Source organism: Helicobacter pylori (assembly GCF_030323545.1).
Lineage (GTDB): Bacteria > Campylobacterota > Campylobacteria > Campylobacterales > Helicobacteraceae > Helicobacter > Helicobacter pylori_CO.
Genome location: NZ_CP122954.1, coordinates 1,239,950 through 1,266,190, shown reverse-complemented (window position 1 = coordinate 1,266,190; position 26,241 = coordinate 1,239,950). Strand labels below are relative to the sequence as shown.

The 26,241-nt window shown below is 40.5% G+C and carries 18 protein-coding genes; 17 read left to right on the top strand and 1 reads right to left on the bottom strand.

What is annotated here, in order from left to right; all coding sequences use genetic code 11:
- Nucleotides 1–2 precede the first annotated feature (2 nt).
- The 7 genes from QAP06_RS06025 to QAP06_RS05995 all read left to right on the top strand — a co-directional run bounded on the left by QAP06_RS06025 (nt 3) and on the right by QAP06_RS05995 (nt 14,585).
- Entirely contained in the window at nt 3–476 is a 474-nt protein-coding gene (locus QAP06_RS06025) for a DUF4149 domain-containing protein (protein WP_286465439.1), read from the top strand.
- A gap of 48 nt (nt 477–524) precedes the next feature.
- A complete protein-coding gene (gene imaA, locus QAP06_RS06020) occupies nt 525–9,245 on the top strand; it encodes an immunomodulatory autotransporter protein ImaA (protein WP_286465438.1) in 8,721 nt (2,906 codons plus the stop codon).
- A 48-nt stretch (nt 9,246–9,293) separates the two neighbouring features.
- On the top strand, nt 9,294–10,511 hold the full coding sequence (gene lysA, locus QAP06_RS06015) for a diaminopimelate decarboxylase (RefSeq protein ID WP_286465437.1): 1,218 nt from the start codon (nt 9,294–9,296) through the stop codon (nt 10,509–10,511).
- Between the two features lie 4 nt (nt 10,512–10,515).
- Nucleotides 10,516–10,806, top strand: coding sequence for a chorismate mutase (locus QAP06_RS06010; RefSeq protein WP_001171435.1), 291 nt, complete (start codon nt 10,516–10,518; stop codon nt 10,804–10,806).
- 12 nt (nt 10,807–10,818) lie between these two features.
- Complete coding sequence (locus tag QAP06_RS06005; RefSeq protein ID WP_286465436.1) at nt 10,819–11,691, top strand: DUF2156 domain-containing protein; 873 nt, start codon at nt 10,819–10,821, stop codon at nt 11,689–11,691.
- Entirely contained in the window at nt 11,692–13,371 is a 1,680-nt protein-coding gene (locus QAP06_RS06000; protein WP_286465435.1) for a bifunctional chorismate-binding protein/class IV aminotransferase, read from the top strand. It begins immediately after the preceding gene.
- A gap of 194 nt (nt 13,372–13,565) precedes the next feature.
- Complete coding sequence (locus tag QAP06_RS05995) at nt 13,566–14,585, top strand: aliphatic amidase (protein WP_286465434.1); 1,020 nt, start codon at nt 13,566–13,568, stop codon at nt 14,583–14,585.
- 82 nt (nt 14,586–14,667) lie between these two features.
- Here the strand turns inward: QAP06_RS05995 and flgL are convergent, their stop codons facing one another.
- Nucleotides 14,668–17,154 (bottom strand): flagellar hook-associated protein FlgL, encoded by a 2,487-nt coding sequence (flgL, locus tag QAP06_RS05990; RefSeq protein WP_286465433.1) that lies wholly within the window; start codon nt 17,152–17,154, stop codon nt 14,668–14,670.
- Between the two features lie 231 nt (nt 17,155–17,385).
- On the opposite strand from flgL, the gene rplU reads away from it, so the two are divergent.
- The 10 genes from rplU to QAP06_RS05940 all read left to right on the top strand — a co-directional run bounded on the left by rplU (nt 17,386) and on the right by QAP06_RS05940 (nt 26,233).
- On the top strand, nt 17,386–17,700 hold the full coding sequence (gene rplU / locus QAP06_RS05985) for a 50S ribosomal protein L21 (protein WP_000119324.1): 315 nt from the start codon (nt 17,386–17,388) through the stop codon (nt 17,698–17,700).
- Between the two features lie 14 nt (nt 17,701–17,714).
- Complete coding sequence (rpmA, locus tag QAP06_RS05980) at nt 17,715–17,981, top strand: 50S ribosomal protein L27 (RefSeq protein ID WP_000940618.1); 267 nt, start codon at nt 17,715–17,717, stop codon at nt 17,979–17,981.
- 116 nt (nt 17,982–18,097) lie between these two features.
- Nucleotides 18,098–19,747: an ABC transporter substrate-binding protein gene (locus tag QAP06_RS05975; RefSeq protein WP_286465432.1), complete on the top strand. Its 1,650-nt coding sequence runs from the start codon at nt 18,098–18,100 to the stop codon at nt 19,745–19,747.
- A 9-nt stretch (nt 19,748–19,756) separates the two neighbouring features.
- Nucleotides 19,757–20,761 carry an ABC transporter permease gene (locus QAP06_RS05970; protein ID WP_000947972.1) on the top strand — a complete coding sequence of 335 codons (1,005 nt, stop codon included), beginning with the start codon at nt 19,757–19,759 and terminating at the stop codon, nt 20,759–20,761.
- Entirely contained in the window at nt 20,761–21,618 is an 858-nt protein-coding gene (locus QAP06_RS05965) for an ABC transporter permease (RefSeq protein WP_000443372.1), read from the top strand. Before QAP06_RS05970 ends, QAP06_RS05965 begins: the two co-directional genes overlap by 1 nt.
- A gap of 11 nt (nt 21,619–21,629) precedes the next feature.
- Nucleotides 21,630–22,493: an ABC transporter ATP-binding protein gene (locus QAP06_RS05960; RefSeq protein WP_000599882.1), complete on the top strand. Its 864-nt coding sequence runs from the start codon at nt 21,630–21,632 to the stop codon at nt 22,491–22,493.
- On the top strand, nt 22,490–23,296 hold the full coding sequence (locus QAP06_RS05955) for an ABC transporter ATP-binding protein (protein WP_000770452.1): 807 nt from the start codon (nt 22,490–22,492) through the stop codon (nt 23,294–23,296). The genes QAP06_RS05960 and QAP06_RS05955 overlap by 4 nt, the downstream gene beginning before the upstream one ends.
- A 19-nt stretch (nt 23,297–23,315) precedes the next feature.
- On the top strand, nt 23,316–24,398 hold the full coding sequence (gene obgE / locus QAP06_RS05950; RefSeq protein ID WP_286465430.1) for a GTPase ObgE: 1,083 nt from the start codon (nt 23,316–23,318) through the stop codon (nt 24,396–24,398).
- Between the two features lie 36 nt (nt 24,399–24,434).
- Nucleotides 24,435–25,430: an alginate lyase family protein gene (locus tag QAP06_RS05945; RefSeq protein ID WP_286465429.1), complete on the top strand. Its 996-nt coding sequence runs from the start codon at nt 24,435–24,437 to the stop codon at nt 25,428–25,430.
- Nucleotides 25,431–25,678: 248 nt separating this feature from the next.
- A complete protein-coding gene (locus QAP06_RS05940; RefSeq protein ID WP_286465428.1) occupies nt 25,679–26,233 on the top strand; it encodes a YceI family protein in 555 nt (184 codons plus the stop codon).
- Nucleotides 26,234–26,241: the final 8 nt, after the last annotated feature.

Genomic DNA, 26,241 nt, shown 5'->3' with positions numbered 1-26,241 from the left:
AGATGAAAAAATTTGGTTTAGGGGTGTATTTGCTTCTTTTAGGTATTTTGGGCGGCTCTTTGATCATTCTAGGAGCGATAGTCGCGCCCATTGTTTTCAAAGCTTCAAGCATTTTACCTGAATTGAATCTAACCTCATTTGAGAGCGGGAAACTCATGGCGCAAATCATTGTGCGTTTCAATTATGTTTTAGGCGCGATCGGTTTTGTGGTGTTACTTTATGAAATCATTTCGTTTATTTATTATAAAAGATCGTTAGTGTATTTGATCCTTGGCGTGGCGATAGGGGCGTTGTGTTTGCTCTTTGTTTTTTATTACACGCCTTATATTTTAAACGCTCAAAAAGCGGGCGAAGTCGTGCTCCAAAGCGCTGAATTTGCCCGCTCGCACGCTCAAAGCGAATGGCTGTTTAAGGAATTGTTTGTGTTGGTGTGTGCTTTGTTTTTTTGGCGTTTGCTTGGAAAAAACGCACTTTGATTTAAAGGGGAGGTTTTTACTATCTAGGAAATGAGAGGGTAGTATTTAATGAAAAAGTTTAAAAAGAAATCAAAAAGTATAAAACGATCGTATCAAAATCAAAAAACAATCTTAAAGCGTCCTTTATGGCTTGCGCCTTTACTGATCGGTGGGTTTGCTAGTGGGGTGTATGCTGATGGAACAGATATTTTGGGGCTTAGTTGGGGGGAAAAAAGCCAAAAGGTATGCGTGCATCATCCATGGTATGCTCTATGGCTTTGCGATAAATGGGAGGAAAAAACACAACAATTTACAGGAAACCAACTCATCACAAAAACTTGGGCAGGGGGTAATGCGGCTAACTACTACCACTCTCAAAACAACCAAGACATCACAGCCAATTTAAAAAATGATAACGGCACTTATTTTTTAAGCGGTCTGTATAACTACACCGGAGGGGAAAATAATGGGGGGAATTTAAATATTGAATTAGGCAGTAACGCTACTTTTGATTTGGGTGCACACAATGGGAATAGTTTCACTTCTTGGTATCCTAATGGGCATACTAATGTTACTTTTAGCGCTGGGACTATCAATGTGAATAACAGCGTAGAAGTGGGCAATCGTGTGGGATCTGGAGCTGGCACGCACACCGGCACAGCCACTTTAAACTTGAACGCTAATAAGGTCAATATCAATTCTAATATCAGCACGTTTAAAACTTCGCAAGTGAATATAGGCAATGCTAACAGCGCTATTACTATCGGTTCGGTTTCTTTAAGTGGGGATACTTGCAGTTCTTTAGCTAGGGTTGGCGTAGGGGCTAATTGCTCCACTTCTGGGTCTAGCTATTCTTTTAAAGGGACGACTAACGCTACTAATACGGCTTTTAATAATGCAAGCGGTAGTTTCACTTTTGAAGAGAACGCCACTTTTAGCGGGGCGAAATTGAATGGGGGGGCATTCACTTTTAATAAGGAGTTTAGCGTTACCAATAATACCGCTTTTAATAGCGGCAATTTTAATTTTAAAGGCGCAAGTTCCTTTAATGGTGCAACTTTTAGTAACGCTTCCTACACTTTTAACAATCAAGCCACTTTCCAAAACAGCTCCTTTAATGGGGGGACTTTTACTTTCAATAACCAAAATAATCAAAGCGCTCAGCACCCCCAAATTCAAAACAGCTCTTTTAGTGGTAACGCTATTACTCTTAAGGGTTCTGTAATTTTCCAGCAAGCCTTTAACAATTCAAGCCACCAATTGACAATGCAAAACGCTTCCTTTAATAACGCTAATTTTAACAATACCGGTAAAATCACTATTAATGAGGGCGCGAGTTTTAACAATACGATATTCAACACTTCTATTAATACAAACAACATGACCATTAGTGGTGGCGTTACTTTAAGCGGTAAGAATGATTTGAAAAATGGCTCAACCCTTGATTTTGGGAGTTCTAAAATCACTCTCGCTCAAGGGACGACTTTCAACCTTACAAGTTTAGGCAGTGAGAAGAGCGTAACGATTTTAAATTCTAGCGGTGGGATCACTTATAATAATCTTTTAAACCATGCGATCAACGGCTTGACAAACGCCCTAAAAACGAGCGAAAGCCCTTCAGATCCGCAAAGTTTCACTCAAGGTTTGTGGGAGACGATCACTTATAATGGGGTTACCGGACAGCTTTTGAATGAAAACGCTACGGCATCTAAACCCGCTGACTCTTCGCCCTCTAAAGCCTCTTCAAACTCTACGCAAGTCTATCAAGTGGGCTATAAAATAGGGGATACTATCTACAAACTGCAAGAAACTTTTGGCCCTAATTCCATTATCATCCAAGCTTTAGAGAGCGGGACTTACACGCCACCCCCTACAATCAGCGGATCACAATTTGACTTATCCGCTTCAAGTTATATTAATGCTGACATGCCTTGGTATAACCATAAATATTATATTCCTAAATCTCAAAATTTTACAGAGAGCGGGACTTATTACTTGCCGAGCGTTCAAATATGGGGGAGCTATACTAACTCGTTTAAACAAACCTTTAGCGCAAGTAATAGTAATCTGGTGATCGGGTATAACGCAACATGGACTGATCATAATGTTTCTTCTAGCGGCACAGTGTCTTTTGGGGACACTTCAGGGGGCGCTCTTAACGGGCATTGCGGGCCTTGGCCGTATTATCAATGCACAGGCACGACTAATGGCACTTATAGCGCTTATCATGTGTATATCACAGCGAATCTGCATTCTGGCAATCGTATAGGCACGGGTGGGGCAGCCAATCTGGTCTTTAATGGAATAGATAGCGTCAATATCGCTAACGCTACCATCACGCAACATAACGCCGGGATTTATTCAAGCTCTATGACTTTTTCCACGCAAAGCATGGATAATTCGCAGAATTTGAATACTCTAAACGCTAACGGCACGCTTTCAGTGTATGGCACAACTTTCACTAACCAAGCTAAAGATGGGAAATTCATTTTCAATGCAGGGCAAGCGGTTTTTGAAAACACCAACTTTAATGGAGGGAGTTATCAATTCAGTGGTGATAGCTTGAATTTTTCAAATAACAACCAGTTTAATAGCGGTTCGTTTGAGATTAGCGCAAAAAACGCTTCGTTCAATAACGCTCACTTCAACAACAGCGCTTCTTTTAATTTCAATAATTCTGGCGCAACCACTTCGTTTGTGGGGGATTTCACTAACGCTAATTCAAATCTGCAAATCGCCGGGAACGCTGTTTTCGGGAACTCTACCAATAGTAATGGCTCTTTAAATAACGCTAATTTTAATAATACCGGCTCTGTGAATATTTCAGGGAATGCGACTTTTGATAATGTGGTTTTTAACAGCCCTGCGAATACGAGCGTGAAAGGGCAGGTTATTCTCAATAATATCACTTTAAAAAACCTGAACGCCCCTTTGTCTTTTGGCGATGGGACAATCACTTTTAACGCTCATTCTGTTATTAATATTGGTGAAGCTATCACTAATGGCAACCCTATCACCCTTGTAAGCTCTTCTAAAGAAATTGAATACAACAACGCTTTTAGTAAAAATCTATGGCAGCTCATCAACTACCAAGGGCATGGGGCAAGTAGTGAAAAGCTCGTCTCTAGTGCGGGTAATGGCGTCTATGATGTGGTGTATTCTTTCAATAACCAAACCTATAATTTCCAAGAGATTTTTTCACCCAACAGCATTTCTGTCCGGCGTTTGGGTGTTGGCATGGTGTTTGATTATATGGATATGGAAAAATCGGATCATTTGTATTATCAAAACGCTCTCGGTTTTATGACCTACATGCCTAACAGCTATAACAATAATTTAGGGAATGCAAACAACACCATTTACTATTACGACAACAGCATTGATTTTTATGCGAGCGGGAAAACTTTATTCACTAAGGCGGAATTTTCTCAAACATTCACCGGGCAAAACAGCGCGATCGTTTTTGGGGCTAAAAATATATGGACAAATGCGAGCGATGCGCCGCAATCTAATGCCATCATTCGCTTTGGGGACAATAAGGGAGCAGGGAGTAATGATGCGAGCGGGCATTGCTGGAATTTGCAATGCATAGGCTTTATTACAGGGCATTATGAAGCGCAAAAGATTTACATCACCGCAAGCATTGAAAGCGGGAATCGCATTTCTAGCGGTGGGGGCGCGAGCCTTAATTTTAACGGGCTTCAAGGCGTTCTTTTAACGAACGCGACTTTGTATAACCGCGCTGCTGGCACGCAAAGCTCGTCTATGAATTTTATCTCTAACAGCGCGGATATTCAGGCTCAAAACTCCTATTTTATAGACGATACCGCGCAAAATGGCGGCAACCCTAATTTTAGTTTCAACGCTTTGAATCTGGATTTTTCTAACAGCTCTTTTAGGGGCTATGTGGGGACAACGCAATCTGTTTTTAAATTCAACGCCGTTAATGCGATCAGTTTCACCAACAGCACGAATTTAAGCTCTGGTTTGTATCAAATTTCAGCTAATAGCGTGTCGTTTGACAATTCCAATTTAAGCGTTTCAGTGGGGACAAGCAGTATTAAAGCCAATGCGATCAATTTTTCTCAAAACGCCTCTATCAATGCGAGCAACCATTCAACCTTAGAACTTCAAGGCGATTTGAATTTAAACGACACCAGCTCGCTCAACCTCAACCAAAGCACCATTAATGTTTCCAATAATGCTACGATCAACGATTATGCGAGCTTGATTGCGAGTAATAACGCTCATATCAATTTTAATGGGACAACCAATTTCAATTCAGCGAATATTACTACGAGTTTGAATGATTCTTCTATCGTGTTTAAGGGAGCGATCTCTTTAGGAGGGCAGTTTAATTTAAGCAATAACTCTTCTTTAGATTTTCAAGGCTCTAGCACTATCACCTCTAACACGGCGTTTAATTTCTATGATAACGCTTTTTCTCAAAGCCCCATCACTTTCCATCAAGTCCTTGATATTAAAGCGCCCTTGAGTTTGGGAGGCAACCTCTTAACCCCTAACAACAGTAGCGTGTTGAATTTAAAAAACAGCCAGCTTGTTTTTGGCGATCAAGGGAGTTTGAACATCGCTAACATTGATTTACTAAGCGATCTAAACGACAATAAAAATCGTGTGTATAACATCATTCAAGCGAACATGAATAGTAATTGGTATGAGCGTATCAGCTTCTTTGGCATGCGTATCAATGATGGGATTTATGACGCTAAAAACCAAACTTATAGTTTCACTAACCCTCTCAATAACGCCCTAAAAATCACCGAGAGCTTTAAAAATAACCAACTAAGCGTTACGCTCTCTCAAATCCCGGGTATTAAAAACACGCTTTATAACATTGGCTCTGAAGTCTTTAACTACCAAAAAGTCTATAACAACGCTAACGGCGTGTACTCTTATAGCGATGATGCAGAAGGCGTGTTTTATCTCACTAGCAATGTGAAAGGCTATTACAACCCCAACCAATCCTATCAAGCCAACGGCAGCAATAACACCACGAAAAATAATAATCTAACCTCTGAGTCTTCTATCATCTCGCAAACCTATAACGCGCAAGGCAACCCTATTAGCACGTTACACATCTATAACAAGGGCTATAATTTCAATAATATCAAAGCGTTAGGGCAAATGGTGCTCAAACTCTACCCTGAAATCAAAAAGATATTGGGGAATGATTTTTCGCTTTCAAGTTTGAGCGATTTAAAAGGCGATGCACTAAACCAGCTTACCAAACTCATCACCCCTAGCGATTGGAAAAACATTAACGAGTTGATTGATAACGCAAACAATTCGGTCGTGCAAAATTTCAATAACGGCGCTTTGATTGTAGGAGCGACTAAAATAGGGCAAACAAACACCAATAGCGCGGTTGTTTTTGGGGGCTTAGGCTATCAAAAGCCTTGCGATTACACCGATATTGTGTGCCAAAAATTTAGAGGCACTTATTTGGGGCAGCTTTTGGAGTCTAGCTCGGCTGATTTGGGCTATATTGACACGACTTTTAACGCTAAAGAAATTTATCTTACCGGCACTTTAGGGAGCGGGAACGCATGGGGGACTGGGGGGAGCGCGAGCGTAACTTTTAACAGCCAAACTTCGCTCATTCTCAACCAGGCTAATATCGTAAGCTCGCAAACCGATGGGATTTTTAGCATGCTAGGCCAAGAGGGCATCAATAAGGTTTTCAACCAGGCCGGGCTCGCTAATATTTTGGGCGAAGTGGCGGTGCAATCCATTAATAAAGCCGGGGGATTAGGGAATTTGATAGTAAATACGCTAGGGAGTGGTAGTGTGATTGGGGGGTATTTAACGCCTGAACAAAAAAATCAAACCCTAAGCCAGCTTTTAGGGCAGAATAATTTTGATAATCTCATGAACGATAGCGGTTTGAATACAGCGATTAAGGATTTGATCAGACAAAAATTAGGCTTTTGGACCGGGCTAGTGGGGGGATTAGCCGGACTAGGGGGCATTGATTTGCAAAACCCTGAAAAGCTTATAGGGAGCATGTCAATCAATGATTTATTGAGTAAAAAAGGGTTGTTCAATCAGATCACCGGCTTTATTTCCGCTAACGATATAGGGCAAGTCATAAGCGTGATATTGCAAGATATTGTCAAACCGAGCAGCGCTTTAAAAAACGATGTAGTCGCTTTAGGCAAACAAATGATTGGCGAATTTTTAGGCCAAGACACGCTCAATTCTTTAGAAAGCTTGCTGCAAAACCAGCAGATTAAAAGCGTTTTAGATAAAGTCCTAGCGGCTAAAGGCTTAGGGTCTATTTATGAACAAGGCTTGGGGGATTTGATGCCTAGTCTTGGTAAAAAAGGGCTTTTCGCTCCCTATGGCTTGAGTCAAGTGTGGCAAAAAGGGGATTTTAGTTTCAACGCGCAAGGCAATGTTTTTGTGCAAAATTCCACTTTCTCTAACGCCAATGGAGGTGCGATTAGTTTTAACGCAGGCGATATGCTCATTTTTGCCGGAAACAACCGCATTTCATTCACTAACCATGCTGGAGCGCTCAATTTATTGTCCAATCAAGTTTCTAACATTAACATCACCACGCTTAACGCTAGCAACGGCCTTAAAATTAATGCTTCTAATAACAATGTTTCTGTGTCTCAAGGCAATCTGTTTATCAACGCTAGCTGTGTGGGACAAAATAATCCGACTACAGCTAACATTGCAAACCCTTGCACGCTTAGCACCCAAAGCGCGAATAACACTTCTTCTAGTAATGCGTCAAATAACGCGCAAATCGCCTTAAATAATAACGATGAAAGCTTGATAATTACGGCGAATGATTTCAATTTTTCAGGCAATATTTACGCTAATGGGGTGGTTGATTTTTCAAAGATTAAAGGCTCTGCAACCATTAAAAACCTGTATCTTTACAATAACGCTCAATTCCAAGCCAACAACCTCACTATTTCCAATCAAGCGGTGTTAGAAAAAAACGCCAGCTTTGTAACGAATAATTTAAACATTCAAGGAGCGTTTAACAACAACGCCACGCACAAAATAGAGGTGCTTCAAAATTTAACGATCGCTTCAAGTGCTTCTTTAAGCACCGGGGTTTATGGGTTAGAAGTAGGGGGGGCTTTGAATCATTTTGGAGCGATCCATTTTAATTTAGAAAATATCCAAACGCCAGTGCCGCTCATTCAAGCAGAAGGGATCATTAATCTCAACACCACCCAAGCGCCTTTTATGAATGTCAATAACAGCATGGCGGATAACACGACTTACACTTTATTGAAAAGCAGCCGTTACATTGATTACAATATCAACCCCAACAGCTTGCAATCGTATTTGAAGCTCTATACCTTAATCAATATCAACGGGAACCACATAGAGGAAAAAAATGGCGTATTGACTTATTTGGGCCAACGGGTTTTGTTGCAAGATAAGGGGTTATTGTTAAGCGTGGCGTTGCCTAACTCAAACAACGCCCATCAAAACAACATTTTAAGCCTTTCTGTCCTTTATAACCAGATTAAAATGTCTTACGGCGATAAAGTGATGGATTTTACCCCCCCTACCTTACAAGATTACATTGTGGGCATTCAAGGGCAAAGTGCATTGAATCAAATTGAAGCTATAGGGGGGAATAACGCTATCAAGTGGCTTTCAACATTGATGATGGACACTAAAGAAAACCCGCTTTTTGCGCCGATTTATTTAAAAAACCACTCTTTGAATGAAATCTTAGGCGTAACAAAAGATCTTCAAAACACCGCAAGCTTGATTTCTAACCCTAATTTTAGGGATAACGCTACCAACCTTTTAGAATTGGCGAGTTACACCCAACAAACCAGCCGTTTAACCAAACTCTCTGATTTTAGGGCTAGAGAGGGAGAGTCTGATTTTTCTTTGTTAGAGCTTAAAAACAAGCGTTTTAGCGATCCTAACCCTGGAGAGGTTTTTGTCAAACACTCTCAACTTAGCAAACACCCAAATAACCTTTGGGTTCAAGGGGTGGGGGGAGCGAGCTTTATTTCTGGGGGCAATGGCACGCTTTATGGCTTGAATGTGGGCTATGATAGGTTGGTTAAAAATGTGATCCTTGGGGGTTATGTAGCTTATGGCTATAGCGACTTTAATGGGAACATCATGCATTCTTTGGGTAATAATGTGGATGTGGGGATGTATGCGAGGGCTTTTTTAAAAAGAAACGAATTCACTTTGAGTGCGAATGAAACTTATGGAGGCAATGCAACTAGTATCAATTCTTCTAATTCTTTGCTCTCTGTGTTGAACCAACGCTACAGCTACAACACCTGGACAACGAGCGTGAATGGGAATTACGGCTATGATTTCATGTTCAAACAAAAAAGCGTGGTGCTAAAACCTCAAGTGGGCTTGAGCTATCATTTTATAGGCTTGAGCGGGATGAAAGGCAAAATGAATGATGCCGCTTACAAACAATTTCTCATGCATTCAAACCTCTCTAACGAATCGGTTTTAACGCTCAACATGGGGTTGGAGAGCCGTAAATATTTTGGTCAAAATTCCTATTATTTTGTAACGGCGAGATTGGGTAGGGATCTTTTGATCAAATCTAAAGGCGGCAATACGGTGCGTTTTGTGGGTGAAAACACTTTATTGTATCGCAAGGGGGAAGTTTTCAACACTTTTGCGAGCGTGATTACAGGGGGCGAAATGCATTTGTGGCGTTTGATGTATGTGAATGCGGGGGTGGGGCTTAAGATGGGCTTGCAATACCAAGATATTAATATAACCGGGAATGTGGGCATGCGAGTGGCGTTTTAGCTTTTTTTGCTATAATGCTTCGTTCAAATTTTATGGTTAGGTTTTTCTATGTTTAATTATGAAGAGCTGTTTCAAATTTATAAAACCCCTTTTTACCTCTATAATTTTGACAAAATCAAACAGGCTTTTTTGAGTTATAAAGAAGCGTTTAAGGGGCGTAAATCTTTGATTTGCTACGCTTTAAAGGCGAATTCCAATTTGAGTATCCTCTCTTTATTAGCCCATTTAGAGAGTGGGGCGGATTGCGTTTCCATAGGCGAGATATATAGGGCTTTAAAAGCTGGGATCAAGCCTTATAGGATCGTGTTTAGCGGGGTGGGTAAGAGCGTATTTGAAATAGAACAAGCCCTAAAACTCAACATTTTATTTTTGAATGTAGAAAGTTTTATGGAATTAACAACGATTGAGAAAATCGCCCAATTTTTAGGGATAAAGGCCAGGATTTCCATTAGAATCAACCCCAACATTGACGCTAAAACGCACCCCTATATTTCTACCGGTTTGAAAGAAAATAAGTTTGGCGTGGGAGAAAAAGAAGCTTTAGAAATGTTTCTTTGGGCTAAAAAAAGCGCGTTTTTAGAGCCTATTAGCGTGCATTTTCATATCGGCTCACAGCTCTTAGATTTAGAGCCGATTATAGAAGCGAGCCAAAAGGTAGCTAAAATCGCTAAATCTTTGATAGCGCTAGGGATAGATTTGCGTTTTTTTGATGTGGGCGGAGGGATTGGCGTGAGCTATGAAAATGAAGAAACGATTAAACTTTATGATTACGCGCAAGGGATTTTAAACGCACTTCAAGGCTTGGATTTGACGATTATTTGTGAGCCGGGCCGATCCATCGTGGCTGAGAGTGGGGAATTGATCACGCAGGTTTTGTATGAAAAAAAGGCTCAAAACAAGCGCTTTGTGGTTGTGGATGCGGGCATGAATGATTTTTTACGCCCCAGTTTGTATCATGCTAAGCATGCCATAAGGGTTATAACGCCCTCTAAGGGGCGTGAGATCTCGCCTTGCGATGTGGTAGGGCCTGTGTGTGAGAGCAGCGACACTTTTTTAAAAGATGTCCATTTGCCAGAATTAGAGCCAGGCGATAAATTAGTCATAGAAAAGGTTGGGGCTTATGGTTCTAGCATGGCCAGTCAATACAATTCGCGCCCCAAACTCTTAGAATTAGCCCTAGAAGATCACAAAATCAGAGTGATAAGAAAAAGAGAGGCTTTAGAAGATTTGTGGCGATTAGAAGAAGAAGGCTTAAAAGGGGTTTGACTAGATGCAAAAGAATTTGGATAGTCTTTTAGAAAATTTAAGGGCTGAAATTGATGTGTTGGATAATGAATTGAGCGATCTTTTAGACAAACGCTTAGAAATCGCTTTAAAAATCGCTCTCATCAAACAAGAAAGCCCCATTTATTGCCCTAAAAGAGAGCGAGAAATTTTAAAACGACTCAGCCAAAGGGATTTCAAGCATTTGAATGGAGAAATTCTTACGGGTTTTTATACAGAGGTTTTTAAGATTTCTAGAAAATTTCAAGAAAACGCCCTCAAAGAGTTAAAAAAATAAAAGAGAGTTGTTATGTTTGAAAAAATTACCTTAGCGCATAAGGACTTGTTTTCAAGGTTTTTAAGCACTCAAAAAATCGTTTTATCGGATGTGAGTTTTACCAATTGCTTTTTATGGCAGCACGCAAGGCTTATTCAAGTGGCGGTGATTAGGGATTGTTTGGTGATTCAAACCACTTATGAAAATCAAAAACCCTTTTATTTCTATCCTATCGGTAAGAGGCCGCATGAATGCGTAAAAGAGCTTTTGAAATTAGAAAAAAATTTAAGGTTCCACTCTTTGACTTTAGAGCAAAAAGACGATTTGAAAGACAATTTTGTAGGGGTGTTTGATTTCACTTACAACCGAGACAGAAGCGATTATGTTTATTCTGTTGAAGAATTGATCGCTTTAAAAGGGAAAAAATACCATAAGAAAAAAAACCACTTAAACCAGTTTTTAACCAATCATGCGAATTTTGTTTATGAAAAAATTTCTTCTCAAAACAGAAAGGAAGTTTTGGAGGCCTTTCAAGAGTGGTTTTTAGAAAGCCAGACCGATGATATAGGGCTAATCAATGAAAATAAGGGCATTCAAAGCGTGTTAGAAAATTATGAAAGCTTGGATGTAAAGGGGGGGCTTGTTAGGGTTAATGGGGAAATAGTCTCGTTTAGTTTTGGAGAAGTTTTAAACGAAGAAACCGCACTCATTCACATTGAAAAAGCCCGTGCAGATATTGCAGGCGCGTATCAAATCATCAACCAGCAATTGCTTTTGAATGAATTTAGCCATTTAACTTACGCTAACAGAGAAGAAGATTTAGGATTAGAGGGTTTGAGAAGGTCTAAAATGAGCTATAACCCGGTGTTTTTGATAGACAAATACGAAGCCGTTGCTAAAAATTAAATGATTTTTGGGGATTTTAAATATCAAAAAAGCGTTAAAAAACTCACCGCCACTAATCTTAATGAGCTTAAAAACGCCCTGGATTTCATCTCTCAAAATAGGGGGAAGGGGTATTTTGTGGGGTATCTTTTATATGAAGCGCGTTTAGCGTTTTTAGATGAAACTTTTCAAAGCCAAACCCCTTTTTTGTATTTTGAACAATTTTTAGAAAGAAAAAAATACTCTTTAGAGCCTTTAAAAGAGCATGCGTTTTACCCTAAAATCCATAGCTCTTTAGATCAAGAAACTTATTTCAAGCAGTTTAAAGCCGTTAAAGAGCGTCTCAAAAACGGCGATACCTATCAAGTGAATCTCACGATGGATTTATTTTTAGACACTAAAGCCAAACCAAAGCGCGTTTTTAAGGAAGTGGTACACAACCAAAACACGCCTTTTAAGGCTTTGATAGAAAATGAGTTTGGGAGTATTTTAAGCTTTTCGCCGGAATTGTTTTTTGAATTAGAGTTTTTAGACACAGCGATTAAGATTATTACAAAACCCATGAAAGGCACGATCGCTCGCTCAAAAAACCCCTTGATAGATGAAAAAAACCGATTGTTTTTGCAAAATGATGACAAAAACAGAAGCGAAAATGTGATGATTGTGGATTTATTGCGTAACGATTTGAGCCGTTTAGCTTTAAAAAATAGCGTGAAAGTCAATCAATTGTTTGAAATCATCAGCTTGCCGAGCGTGTATCAAATGATAAGCGAGATTGAAGCGAAATTGCCCCTAAAAACAAGCTTGTTTGAGATTTTTAAGGCGTTGTTCCCTTGCGGCTCGGTGACCGGATGCCCTAAAATCAAAACCATGCAAATCATTGAAGATTTAGAAAAACGCCCTAGGGGGGTGTATTGCGGGGCGATAGGCATGGTTGAAGGAAAAAAAGCCCTTTTTAGCGTGCCTATCCGCACTTTAGAAAAAAGAGCGCATGAAAATTTTTTGCATTTGGGGGTAGGGAGTGGGGTAACTTATCAAAGTAAAGCTTCAAAGGAATATGAAGAGAGCTTTTTAAAATCCTTTTTTGTGATGCCCAAAATAGAATTTGAGATCGTGGAGACGATGAAAATTATCAAAAGGGATCAAAAATTAGAGATTAACAATAAAAACGCCCATAAAGAACGCCTTATTAGTAGCGCCCAATACTTTAACTTTAAATACGATGACAATCTTTTAGACTTTGAATTGGAAAAAGAAGGGGTTTTAAGGGTTTTACTCAATAAAAAGGGCAAGCTCATTAAAGAATACAAAACCTTAGAGCCTTTAAAAAGCCTAGAAATCCGTTTGAGTGAAACCCCCATTGATAAACACAATGATTTTTTATACCATAAGACCACTTATGCCCCTTTTTATCAAAACGCTCGAGTGCTCATTAAAAAAGGCGTTATTTTTGATGAAATCTTTTATAACCAGGATTTGGAACTCACTGAGGGCGCTAGGAGCAATCTTGTTTTAGAAATCCATAACAGGCTTTTAACCCCTTATTTCAGCTCGGGCGCGTTAAACGGGACGGGTGTTGTGGGATTGTTAAAAAAGGGTCTTGTTGGGCATGCCCCTTTGAAATTGCAAGATTTGCAAAGAGCGGCTAAAATCTATTGTATTAACGCGCTATACGGCTTAGTGGAAGTGAAAATCAAATAACCATAAAAATAGAGCAACTAAAATCTCATTTTTAGAAATAGGTTACTAAATAGAGCAAAAAAGTTAAAACTCGCCCATAATAATCATAATGATTAAAGTTTTCATATTCATTATAGATCCATTTACACAATTATTTTATAAATCCAAGTAGAGGGTTTGTAGGAACTCTCGTATCAAAAAATAAGGAATATAACATGAGACATGGAGATATTAGTAGCAGCCCAGATACTGTGGGTGTAGCGGTAGTTAATTATAAGATGCCCAGACTCCACACTAAGAATGAGGTGTTGGAAAATTGTCGCAATATCGCTAAGGTGATTGGTGGGGTCAAACAGGGTCTGCCCGGGTTGGATCTGATTATTTTCCCTGAATACAGCACGCATGGGATTATGTATGACAGACAAGAAATGTTTGACACAGCTGCAAGCGTTCCTGGAGAAGAAACCGCAATCCTTGCTGAGGCTTGTAAGAAAAACAAGGTTTGGGGAGTGTTCTCTTTGACTGGGGAAAAACACGAGCAAGCCAAAAAGAATCCCTATAATACTTTGATTCTTGTCAATGATAAGGGTGAGATCGTGCAAAAATACCGCAAAATCTTGCCTTGGTGCCCTATTGAATGTTGGTATCCTGGGGATAAAACTTATGTGGTTGATGGGCCTAAGGGCTTGAAAGTTTCTTTGATTATTTGCGATGATGGTAACTACCCTGAAATTTGGCGCGATTGCGCGATGCGTGGGGCAGAACTCATTGTGCGCTGTCAAGGTTACATGTATCCGGCTAAAGAGCAACAAATTGCGATAGTGAAAGCTATGGCGTGGGCTAATCAATGTTATGTAGCGGTAGCGAATGCGACCGGCTTTGATGGGGTGTATTCCTATTTTGGGCATTCTAGCATTATTGGTTTTGACGGGCATACTTTGGGCGAATGCGGGGAAGAAGAAAATGGTCTTCAATACGCTCAACTTTCCGTGCAACAAATCCGTGATGCAAGAAAATACGACCAAAGCCAAAACCAACCCTTCAAACTCTTACACAGAGGCTATAGTGGGGTTTTTGCTAGTGGCGATGGGGATAAGGGTGTGGCGGAATGCCCTTTTGAGTTCTATAAAACTTGGGTTAATGACCCCAAAAAGGCTCAAGAAAATGTAGAAAAATTCACTCGCCCAAGCGTGGGTGTGGCCGCTTGTCCTGTAGGCGATTTGCCCACGAAATAAAGGGGCAAAAGGAGGGGGGCTTCACAGAAGCTTAAAAGCATTTTAATACTTCTTTTTAGAACGCTTAAAAACCACCAAAAGACTACAAATATTTCGTTAAAGACAAATTATTGATTTTGTTCGTGGAAGCCAAAACAGCGTTATAGTTGTTAGTGAGATTGGAAAATTTATTGTAAGTTTCTGCCATATCCGTGCCGGTCGTTTCCCCACGAATGCTTTGAACTTGCGTTTTTAAAACTTCATTACGCCTGATAATGTTCTCAAACGCTTTACCATGAGCGCCGTTTTTAGCGATCATTTTTTCTATGTGATCGCTCAAGTGATCTATAAGGGTGATGCCGTTTTGAATGCCTAAATTACGCATGTCGCTAGAATAAGTATCCCCTAAAGCGTCCGGGCGATAAATCCCTTTTCTTACCGAAGTGATAATATTTTCTAATTGATCAAAAAAATTCACGCTTGGCTTGTCAATGATGAGAGCGTTATTAGCGTTTAATTTAAGGCTTGGTTTGTCGCTGTGCAAGGCGTTTTGAGAAAAATCATTCGCGTCTTTATCAAAAAGCATGAACTGCATTTTGGTGTTTGAATGCATGTTGTCTTGGATAATGACTTTTCCCTCTTCATTCAAATTAATAGAAAGGTTGTCTTTAGCTTGTTTTAACAATCCAATAAATCGCTCCTTGCTTTTTTTTGAAGTGGGGTTATCGCTGATTTGTTGGTAGATTGCAGGGTCAGTATTGCTGTAATTGAGCGCGATACTCATCGCATCCATGAGCTGTCTGTAAGTGACTTCATTGGGTTTAGAAGCTTGAATATCAGCACTTGTGGGGTCATAAAGCGGGATTTTAATGCCATTAGGCAAACTCAAAAAAGCCCCATTATTATCCAAGATCATTTGCACTTCTAAAAACGAACCATTCACATCGTTTAATTTCATGTTGAAAACGCTATTTTCTAAACTCCCATTAGCCACTTCACTCAATTTAGTAGAGCCATTAGCTGTGCCATTTTGAGCGATTTGAGCCACATTGCTTTCTAATTTTGCCCCTTCTTTATTGAAATAGGTTTTTTGGTATTCGCTCGCGTTATTAGTAGGGATACCAGCCACTTCTAGCCCTTTTTGATCTAGGGTGCTTAAAGCAAAAGAAATAGGCGATTGGTTAGAAGAATTGTCAATAATCCTCAAACGCCCGTTTGTTTCAATTTCCACATCCACTTCATTATTAAAGCGTTCTTTAATCGCGTCTTTCAAATCTTTAATCGTAGAATTTTTCACATCTAAAAGAATGGGAATATCCAAATTAATAGGGAGGTTTGGGATTTGAAGAGCACTTGTATCGCCCAAACGGCTAGCGTTGATTTTTAAAGTTTCCACCTTATCGCCAAAAATCTCGCTCAATTTAGTGTTTTTGTTAGCTAAAACATTGTCTTTAGTGACAAACACGCTAGGGATTTCAAGCACCTTGGGATTATACATGTTAGGCACCGCTTTAACTTGGCTCAAACTCCTATCCGTTACAAACGCGCTTTTGACATATTCAGTAACCCTTTTAGCGCTCGAACGCAAGGCGTCTAAATCGTCAAAATCCCCATCGCTAGAAATTAAATGAAAATCCAAATTTTCACTGCCGGGGGTTAGGTTTTTGATCTCAATTTGCCCCCAATTGTTCAAACTCACATCCACGACTTTATTTTGCGAAGTGTTCCCGTAAGCATGACCGATTTTATCCAACAAATCGCTCACTTTAGTTGCGCTTTCTTGGTTTTGATAGGCTTTAGAGAGCGCGAATTTTTCTTTAAAACTAGAGCCATCAGGCCTAACGCCTTGCAAATAAAAAAACTCTTTAGGGTCATTGGTGGGGTCTTTATCGTTATCGCCGATGAGTTCTCGTAAGGTATCGCTGGGTTTAATAAAAACTTCCTCAGGCAATGAAGAATGCTCTAAAGCGTCCATCACATCAGGGTGGAGCTTGTTTTGATTGAACAATTTAATGTTGGTGGTAATGAGTTTGTGTTTGTCTTTATCCGCGCCTAAAAACAAATCTTGCCCACTGATATTATAAGGCACAAGGTTATCAGAGCTAATAAGTGCGTTTAAATCTTCGCCATTGCCATGGTATTTCCCATTACTATCAATGGGAGGTCTATCCACTTTACTGCCCCCAAATAAAAATTCCCCCCCTATGGAGGTGTTAGCAACATTCATCATATGCTCCCTCAAACGCTCCAAATCGTTAGCGATAGCGGCACGAGAAGTTTCTGAATGCATATCGTTAGCGGATTGGATGAGCTTGGTTTTAAAAGTCTCCATCGTTTTAGAAAATTCTTGCAAGGCTTTGTCGGTATTTAGCGTTGAAGTGTAAGCGTTTTGAGCCACATCAATGCCTTGATCTAAGGTGTTTTCTTCGTATTGGAATTTTAAATTCTGGTTGTTAATGCCGCTGTTTTGATAACCATAACGGATTTTTAACCCTGAAGCGATCTGCGTGTTAGCGTCGTTGATTTTATTTTGTAAAGCGTTTTGATAGTTATTCATTTGGTTGTATTTTGAGCCAAAGGTAACGCGCATGATCAAATCCTTATTGGTTTTTTAACAAACAAGCTAAAAGTATTCCAAAACAAGTTAATAACAATTATGAGTGGTTTGAGTGGGGTAATAATGCGGGGTTAAATGGGGTTATTTTGAGTAAAAAAATTCTTTTAATATGAATTTAATCTAAATTTAAAGTTAAATTTTAGCAAATACTCACTATAATAAGCGTTTATTTTAAAAAGAGCGTTCAATTTTTAAGGAATAGAAATGTCATACGCAATATTCAAGCATGGCGGTAAGCAATACAAAGTCGTTGAAGGCGATATTGTTTTACTGGATAAAATGAATAAAGAGCCTAAGGCTTTAGTGGAATTAGTGGAAGTGTTAGCCGTATCCAAAGAGGGCAAACTCTCTTGTGGGAAACCCTTTGTGAATGGGGCTAAAATTGAAGCGGAAGTGATCAATGAAGGGCGTGCTAAAAAAGTCATCACTTTCAAAAAACGCCGCCGCAAAGACAGCAAAACCAAGCGTGGTTTTAGAAGGGATTTCACTCGTGTTAGAATCACTAAAATTGTAGCATAAAGGAGTATTAAACAATGGCACACAAGAAAGGTCAAGGGAGCACGCAGAACAACAGAGATTCTGCAGGAAGACGCTTAGGCGTGAAAAAATTTGGCTCAGAATTTGTGAGAGCAGGGAATATTATCGTGCGCCAAAGAGGCACTAAAATGCATCCGGGTAATAATGTGGGCATGGGGAAAGACCATACCTTATATGCACTCATAGATGGCGTTGTGAAGTTTGAGCATAAAGACAGAAACCGCAAGAAGGTTTCTGTAGTTAGTCAAAACTTTGGGGAGTAGGGTAACCTTTAAAGGTCAATTAAACCTTTGGGTGTTCGTTAAACACCTATAAACGCAATAAAGTATTTATAATTTAGATCTCTATCCTTTATAGAATTTGTTGTGGAGACTGGCTTATGAATAATGTTTTTGTTAAGGGTTTGTTTTTTTTTCTTTTGTTGTTTGGGTTCTTTTTGAAAGCTTCAGAAAGCCCAGACGCTACTCTTAATCCATCTAAAGAAAATGTTTCTGTTGAAGAGCAAAAGCGTTTTGGAGGCGTTTTGGTTTTTGCTAGAGGTGCTGATGGCTCAAGCATGGATCCCGCCTTAGTAACTGATGGCGAAAGCTATGTGGCAACGGGCAATATTTATGACACGCTCGTGCAATTCAAATACGGCACCACAGAAATTGAACCAGCCTTAGCGACAAGCTGGGAAATATCCCCAGATGGTCTTGTATATACCTTTCATTTACGCAAAGGGGTTTATTTCCACCAGACGAAGTATTGGGATAAAAAAGTGGAGTTTAGCGCTAAAGATGTGCTGTTTTCGTTTGAGCGCCAAATGCATAAGACTAAACGATACTATAGCCCAGGGGCTAAAAGCTATAAATACTGGGAAGGCATGGGCATGTCTCATATTATTAAGAGCATTGAAGCTTTAGATGATTACACGATCAAATTCACGCTTAATGGGCCAGAAGCCCCGTTTTTAGCCAATTTAGGCATGGACTTTTTGAGCATTTTGAGTAAGGATTACGCTGATTATTTAGAACAAAATAATAAAAAAGACGAGTTGGCTAAAAAGCCTGTTGGGACAGGGCCTTTCAAATTCTTTTTATGGAATAAAGATGAAAAAATCATTCTTTTAAAAAATCAGGATTATTGGGGGCCTAAGGCTTATTTGGATAAGGTGGTGGTGCGCACCATTCCTAATTCTTCCACTCGCGCTTTAGCGCTACGCACCGGTGAGATCATGCTCATGACCGGGCCTAATCTCAATGAAGTGGAGCAGTTAGAAAAACTTCCTAATATCGTGGTGGATAAGAGCGCTGGGTTGTTGGCGAGTTGGCTTTCATTGAACACGCAAAAAAAGTATTTTAACAACCCTTTGGTGCGTTTAGCTATCAACCATGCGATTAATGTGGATGATTATATCAAGGTGCTTTATGAAGGCTTTGCCCAAAAAATGGTCAATCCTTTCCCGCCCACCATATGGGGTTATAACTACAACATCAAACCCTATGAATACGATTTGAAAAAGGCTAAAGAGTTATTGAAGCAAGCGGGGTATCCTAACGGCTTTAAAACCACCATTTTTACCACTTCTACTCGTAACCCAAAAGGAGCGGTGTTCATACAAGCGAGCCTGGCTAAAATTGGCATTGATGTGAAAATTGAAGTGTATGAGTGGGGGGCTTATTTGAAAAGAACGGGCTTAGGCGAGCATGAAATGGCGTTTGCAGGCTGGATGGCAGACATTGCGGATCCGGATAATTTCTTATACACCTTATGGAGCAAGCAAGCGGCTTCAGCTATACCCACTCAAAATGGTTCCTTTTATAAGAGCGACGCCTTTTCAGATCTTCTTGTAAAGGCTAAACGGGTTTCTGATCAAAAAGAGAGGGAAGCCCTTTATTTAAAGGCTCAAGAAATTATCCATAAAGATGCGCCCTATGTCCCTTTAGCCTACCCTTATTCGGTGGTGCCGCACTTGTCTAAAGTTAAGGGTTATAAGACGACTGGAGTGAATGTGAATCGCTTCTTTAAGGTGTATTTAGAAAAATAAAGGGGTTGTATGCTGAGTTTTATCATTAAGCGTATTTTGTGGGCGATCCCCACGCTGTTTGGAGTGAGTATCATTGTGTTTATGATGGTGCATTTAGTGCCAGGAGATCCGGCGTTAGTGATTTTAGGCGAAAAGGCCAATCAAGCCGCTATTGACGCTTTAAGGGAACAATTTGGTTTGAATAAGCCTTTGATAGAGCAGTATTTTTTCTTTATCAATAATGTGTTGCATGGCAATTTTGGCGCTTCTATCATGACTGGTGAGCCTGTGATGCATGAATTTTTGCAACGATTCCCGGCTACGGTGGAATTGGCTTTGATCGCTCTGTTTATGGCTCTTGTTTTGGGTATTAGCGTTGGCGTGTTAGCGGCGATCAAACGCTATAGCGTGTTTGATTATTCCAGCATGACTTTCGCTTTAGCCGGGATTTCTATGCCGGTGTTTTGGCTAGGGCTTATGCTGATTTATATCTTCAGCGTTCAATTGGGGTGGTTGCCTGTTTTTGGGCGTTTGAGCGATGTGTATTATTTAGATGGCCCCACAGGTTTTTATTTGATAGACAGCTTGATCGCAAGGGATTATGGGGCATTTGTGGATACGATCAAGCACTTGATTTTGCCTAGCATTGTGTTAGCCACGGTTTCTACCGCTGTTATTGCCAGAATGACTCGTGCGAGCATGGCAGAAGTGTCTAAAGAAGATTATGTGCGCACCGCTAAAGCTAAAGGGTGTAGCTCCTTTAGGGTGATTTTTGTGCACACTTTGCGTAACGCTTTAATCCCTGTAACGACTATCGCAGGCTTGATGCTGGCCGGGCTTTTAGGGGGGAGCATGATAACTGAAACGGTTTTCTCATGGCCTGGGATTGGTAAGTGGATCGTTAATGCGCTCAACCAGCGCGATTTCCCGATTATCCAGTCCATGTCTTTGATTATTGCCATGATGTATATTGGGGCTAATCTCTTAGTGGATATTTTATACGCTTTTATTGATCCTAGAATAAGGTTGTCATAATGGAGTCTTTTAGAGAATTTATCCAACAATTCAAAAAAAATAAGGCGGCAGTAGTTGGCGCATGGATTGTGCTTTTATTGGTGGTTTGCGCGATTTTTGCGCCCCTTTTAGCCCCGCATGATCCTTATGTCCAAAATGCGCAAGATCGCCTTCTAAAACCTATATGGGAGCATGGAGGGAATGCTAAATACCTTTTAGGCACCGATGATTTGGGGCGCGATATTTTGAGTCGCTTGATCTATGGGGCTAGGATTTCTTTAACCATAGGGATTGTTTCTATGGGGATTGCGGTCTTTTTTGGCACGATATTAGGGCTAATAGCGGGGTATTTTGGGGGGAAAACAGATGCGGTTATCATGCGTATCATGGACATTATGTTCGCTTTACCCTCTATTTTATTGATCGTGATTGTGGTCGCTGTGTTAGGGCCTTCACTCACTAACGCCATGCTCGCTATTGGGTTTGTGGGGATTCCTGGGTTTGCAAGATTGGTGCGCAGTTCCGTGCTGGGCGAAAAAGAAAAAGAATACGTGATCGCTTCTAAAATCAATGGCTCTTCGCATCTTCGTTTGATGTGTAAGGTGATCTTCCCTAATTGCATCATCCCTTTAATCGTGCAAACGACAATGGGTTTTGCTTCCACGGTTTTAGAAGCGGCCGCGCTGAGCTTCTTAGGTCTTGGGGCCCAACCTCCCAAACCTGAATGGGGAGCGATGCTGATAAACTCCATGCAATACATCGCTACCGCTCCTTGGATGCTTGTTTTCCCTGGGGTGATGATTTTTTTAACGGTCATGAGTTTTAATCTGGTAGGCGATGGTATCATGGACGCTTTAGATCCTAAACGGGCCTCTTAAAAGGAGCTTGCATGATTTTAGAAGTTAAAGATTTAAAAACTTATTTTTTCACCGATAAGGGCGTGAATAAAGCAGTAGATGGCGTGAGTTTTGGCTTGAAAAAGTCTCAAACGCTTTGCATTGTAGGGGAGAGCGGGAGCGGGAAAAGCATCACTTCGCTTTCTATTTTAGGGCTTATTGAAAAACCGGGTCAAATTGTGGGAGGGAGCATTCAATTTTTAGGGCAGGATTTGTTGCAGCTCAAAGAAAAGCAGATGCAAAAAGAAATCAGGGGTAAAAAAATTGGTATGATCTTTCAAGAGCCTATGACAAGCTTGAACCCTTCCTACACGGTGGGGTTTCAAATCAATGAAGTGTTGAAAATACACCACCCTAACCTTAATAAAAAAGAACGCTTAGAAAGGGTGGTCTATGAGTTAGAGCGCGTAGGCATTCCCCATGCAGGGGACAAATACCACGAATACCCTTTCAATCTCAGTGGAGGGCAACGCCAAAGGGTGATGATCGCTATGGCTATGGTGTGTGAGCCTGAAATCTTGATCGCTGATGAGCCTACGACAGCGTTAGATGTAACCATTCAAGCGCAGATTTTAGAATTGATGAAAGAGTTGCAACAAAAAAAAGGCACTTCCATTTTGTTTATCACCCATGATTTAGGGGTGGTGGCGCAAATCGCTGATGAAGTGGTGGTGATGTATAAGGGGCATGTGGTGGAGCAAGCGAGCGCGAAAGAGCTTTTTGCTGATCCAAGACACCCTTATACGAAAGCTCTTTTAAGCGCGATCCCTAAACCGGGCAAAGAATACCGCAAAAAACGCTTAGAAACCGTGGATGAAAATATAGATTATTTGAGTTTTCAAAAGGAGTTACGATGAAGCTCTTAGAAATTAAAGAATTGAAAAAATCCTATGCGATAGACAGGGGGTTATTCAAACCCAAGAGGATCATCCATGCACTCAACGGGATTAGTTTTGAAGTGGAACAAAATGAAGTTTTAAGCATTGTGGGGGAGAGCGGTTGCGGAAAAAGCACGACAGCCAAAATTTTAGCCGGGATTGAAAGGCAAGATAGCGGGGCGATTTATTTCAATGGTAAGCGCCATTTGCATTTTAGCAAACAGGATTGGTTTGATTACCGCAAAAAGGTGCAAATGATTTTTCAAGACCCTTATTCTAGCCTTAACCCTCGGTGGAAAGTGGGCGAGATCATCGCTGAACCCTTGCTTTTAAATTCTCATTTTTCAAAAAAAGAAATCAAAACAAAAGTGCTAGAGATCATGCAAAAAGTGGGCTTGAAATTAGAATGGATTGATCGTTACCCCCACCAATTTTCAGGCGGTCAAAGGCAACGAATCGGCATTGCTAGGGCGCTCATTTTGCATCCTAGCGTGGTGATTTGCGATGAGCCTGTGTCTGCGTTAGATGTGTCCATTCAAGCGCAAGTGTTGAATTTGCTCTTGGATTTGCAAAAAGAAATGGGGCTGACTTATATTTTTATCAGCCATGATTTAGGGGTAGTGGAGCATATAAGCGATAAAATCATCGTAATGAATCAAGGGCAAATCGTAGAAACCGGGGATGTGGATAGCGTGATAAGCACTCCAAAGCACCCTTATACGCAGAAATTACTCAATGCGGTGCCGCATTTGGAAAAATCCATGCAAAGATTTGCTGAATAAAAGAAAGGACTTTTAAGCTGTGTTTGTAGATAGCGTGGAAATCATCATCGCTTCGGGTAAGGGGGGGTCTGGAATGGTGAGTTTTAGGCGAGAAAAGTTTGTCATCAAAGGAGGCCCTGATGGGGGCGATGGAGGCGATGGAGGCGATGTGTATTTTGAAGTGGATAACAATACCGACACTCTAGCGAGTTTTAGAGGCACCAAACACCATAAGGCTAAAAATGGGGCTCCAGGAGGCACACGAAATTGTGCGGGCAAAAAGGGCGAAGACAAAATTATTGTCGTGCCACCAGGAACGCAAGTTTTTGTAGGTGATAAGTTGTGGCTTGATTTAGTGGAGCCTAAAGAAAGGGTGTTAGCCTTAAAAGGAGGCAAGGGGGGGTTAGGGAATGCGCATTTTAAAAGCGCGACCAAACAACAACCCACTTACGCGCAAAAAGGCCTAGAGGGGGTTGAAAAATGCGTGCGTTTGGAATTAAAGCTCATCGCTGATATAGGGTTAGTGGGCTTCCCTAATGCGGGTAAATCCACGCTCATTTCCACAATCTCTAACGCTAAGCCTAAAATCGCTAATTATGAATTCACGACTCTAGTGCCTAATTTAGGGGTTGTGAGCGTGGATGAAAAAAGCGGATTTCTAATGGCTGATATTCCTGGCATCATTGAAGGGGCTAGTCAGGGAAAAGGCTTAGGGATTAGCTTTTTAAAGCATATTGAACGCACCAAAGTTCTAGCCTTTGTTTTAGACGCTTCTAGGCTGGATTTGGGCATTAAAGAGCAATACCAACGCTTGAGATTGGAGCTGGAAAAATTTTCACCCGCTTTGGCCAATAAGCCTTTTGGGGTGTTGCTCAATAAATGCGATGTTGTAGAAAACATTGATGAGCTGACTAAGGATTTTTGCGCCTTTTTAAATTTAGAAGCACAAAAATTAAACGCGTTTGATTTAGAGCCGTATTTGGGGTTTTTGCACCCCCATTTAACCAGCGATTTTGAAAAACACCCTAATGAAAAATCAGCGCTCTTTGTCTTACCCCTGTCAGCGGTTAGCGCTCTTAATGTGCATGCGCTTAAATTTGTGTTGTTAAAAGCGTTACCCTAAAACGCTATTTTTAAACCATTCAAATAAAGGCGAGAAATGAAAAGATTTGTTTTGTTTTTATCACTCATGGGTGTTTGCGTTTGCGTTCAAGCTTACGCCGAGCAAGATTACTTTTTTAGGGATTTTAAATCTAGAGATTTGCCCCAAAAACTCCATCTTGATAAAAAGCTCTCCCAAAAAATACAGCCATGCACGCAACTTAACGCATCAAAACACTACACTGCTACCGGGGCTAGAGAGCCTGATAAATGCACAAAGAGTTTTAAAAAATCCGCTCTCATGTCCTATGACTTAGCGCTAGGCTATTGGGTGAGCAAAAACAAACAATACGGCTTAAAAGCTATAGAAATTTTAAACGCTTGGGCTAAAGAGCTTCAAAGCGTAGACACTTATCAGAGCGAGGATAATATCAATTTTTACATGCCTTATATGAACATGGCTTATTGGTTTGTCAAAAAGGCGTTTCCTAGCCCAGAATATGAAGATTTCATTAAGCGGATGCGTCAGTATTCGCAATCAGCTCTTAACACTAACCATGGGGCGTGGGGCATTCTCTTTGATGTGAGCTCTGCGCTAGCGTTAGATGATCATGCCCTTTTGCAAAATAGCGCTAATCGGTGGCAGGAGTGGGTGTTTAAAGCCATAGATGAGAATGGGGTTATTGCTAGCGCGATCACTAGGAGCGATACGAGCGATTATCATGGCGGCCCTACAAAGGGCATTAAGGGGATAGCTTATACCAATTTTGCGCTTCTTGCGCTAACCATATCAGGCGAATTGCTTTTTGAGAACGGGTATGATTTGTGGGGTAGTGGAGCCGGAAAAAGGCTCTCTGTGGCGTATAACAAAACCGCAACATGGATTTTAAACCCTGAAACTTTCCCTTATTTCCAGCCTAACCTTATCGGGGTGCATAACAACGCCTATTTCATTATTTTAGCCAAGCATTATTCTAGCCCTAGCGCAAATGAGCTTTTAAAGCAAGGCGATTTACACGAAGATGGTTTCAGGCTTAAACTCCGATCGCTGTGAATTTTTCTGTATCCAAGGTTATAGCCTTAAGGATAGCCCCATGCGCTTTAACCTTTTTATGAATGGTTTAGAAAGTTTGTTTCAGTCAGCATTATTTACAAAAAGAGTTTAAAATAAACGCAATTGTATCTCTTGAGTCGTCTTTAGAGTGCAAATGATTATCAAAATGGATAATTTTAGTTGTAAGCGTGCTGAAATTACACTAAAATATTGAGCGTGATTGATAAGACCACATTAAAGGATAATGAATGAAAAAAATGGTTTTGGTATCGGTTTTACTAGCAGGGTTTTTGCAAGCGGTGAATTTGGATTTATCTTCGGCTAAGCTAACATGGACAGCCTTTAAATCTAAGGCTAAAACACCAGTAAATGGGAGTTTTGAAAGCATCACCTATAAATTGGGTAAATCTCAAGATAGTTTAAAAACCCTTTTAGAAGGGGCAAGCGCGAGCATGGATAGCTTGAAAGTCAATTTAGGCGATGACGCTAAAAACAAAAATGTTAAAGAGGCTTTTTTCGCTCTTTTTAAAAACACTAACATTAAAGTTACTTTTAGGAATGTGATAGAAGGCGATCATGAAGGTTCTCTTACGGCTTATGTGAGGATGAATGAAAAGCTGGTGAAAGTGCCTATGCAATACACGGTTGCTGGCGATAAGTTCGTGGTTAAAGGGGTCTTGGATCTATTGAATTTTGGCTTGAAAAACGAATTAGCGAGTTTGGCTAAACGATGCGAGAGCTTTCATGAGGGCTTGACTTGGTCGCAAGTGGAAATCCAATTTGAAAGCATGATTAAGGGATAATGTAAAAT

Coding starts and splice junctions, on each gene's coding strand:
- QAP06_RS05945 (WP_286465429.1), top strand. CDS start 24,435: ATGAAAAGATTTGTTTTGTTTTTATCACTCATGGGTGTTTGCGTTTGC.
- flgL (WP_286465433.1), bottom strand. CDS start 17,154: ATGCGCGTTACCTTTGGCTCAAAATACAACCAAATGAATAACTATCAA.
- QAP06_RS05970 (WP_000947972.1), top strand. CDS start 19,757: ATGCTGAGTTTTATCATTAAGCGTATTTTGTGGGCGATCCCCACGCTG.
- QAP06_RS05960 (WP_000599882.1), top strand. CDS start 21,630: ATGATTTTAGAAGTTAAAGATTTAAAAACTTATTTTTTCACCGATAAG.
- QAP06_RS05975 (WP_286465432.1), top strand. CDS start 18,098: ATGAATAATGTTTTTGTTAAGGGTTTGTTTTTTTTTCTTTTGTTGTTT.
- QAP06_RS05965 (WP_000443372.1), top strand. CDS start 20,761: ATGGAGTCTTTTAGAGAATTTATCCAACAATTCAAAAAAAATAAGGCG.
- QAP06_RS06000 (WP_286465435.1), top strand. CDS start 11,692: ATGATTTTTGGGGATTTTAAATATCAAAAAAGCGTTAAAAAACTCACC.
- QAP06_RS06010 (WP_001171435.1), top strand. CDS start 10,516: ATGCAAAAGAATTTGGATAGTCTTTTAGAAAATTTAAGGGCTGAAATT.
- rpmA (WP_000940618.1), top strand. CDS start 17,715: ATGGCACACAAGAAAGGTCAAGGGAGCACGCAGAACAACAGAGATTCT.
- QAP06_RS05995 (WP_286465434.1), top strand. CDS start 13,566: ATGAGACATGGAGATATTAGTAGCAGCCCAGATACTGTGGGTGTAGCG.
- imaA (WP_286465438.1), top strand. CDS start 525: ATGAAAAAGTTTAAAAAGAAATCAAAAAGTATAAAACGATCGTATCAA.
- rplU (WP_000119324.1), top strand. CDS start 17,386: ATGTCATACGCAATATTCAAGCATGGCGGTAAGCAATACAAAGTCGTT.
- QAP06_RS06025 (WP_286465439.1), top strand. CDS start 3: ATGAAAAAATTTGGTTTAGGGGTGTATTTGCTTCTTTTAGGTATTTTG.
- lysA (WP_286465437.1), top strand. CDS start 9,294: ATGTTTAATTATGAAGAGCTGTTTCAAATTTATAAAACCCCTTTTTAC.
- QAP06_RS05955 (WP_000770452.1), top strand. CDS start 22,490: ATGAAGCTCTTAGAAATTAAAGAATTGAAAAAATCCTATGCGATAGAC.
- QAP06_RS06005 (WP_286465436.1), top strand. CDS start 10,819: ATGTTTGAAAAAATTACCTTAGCGCATAAGGACTTGTTTTCAAGGTTT.
- QAP06_RS05940 (WP_286465428.1), top strand. CDS start 25,679: ATGAAAAAAATGGTTTTGGTATCGGTTTTACTAGCAGGGTTTTTGCAA.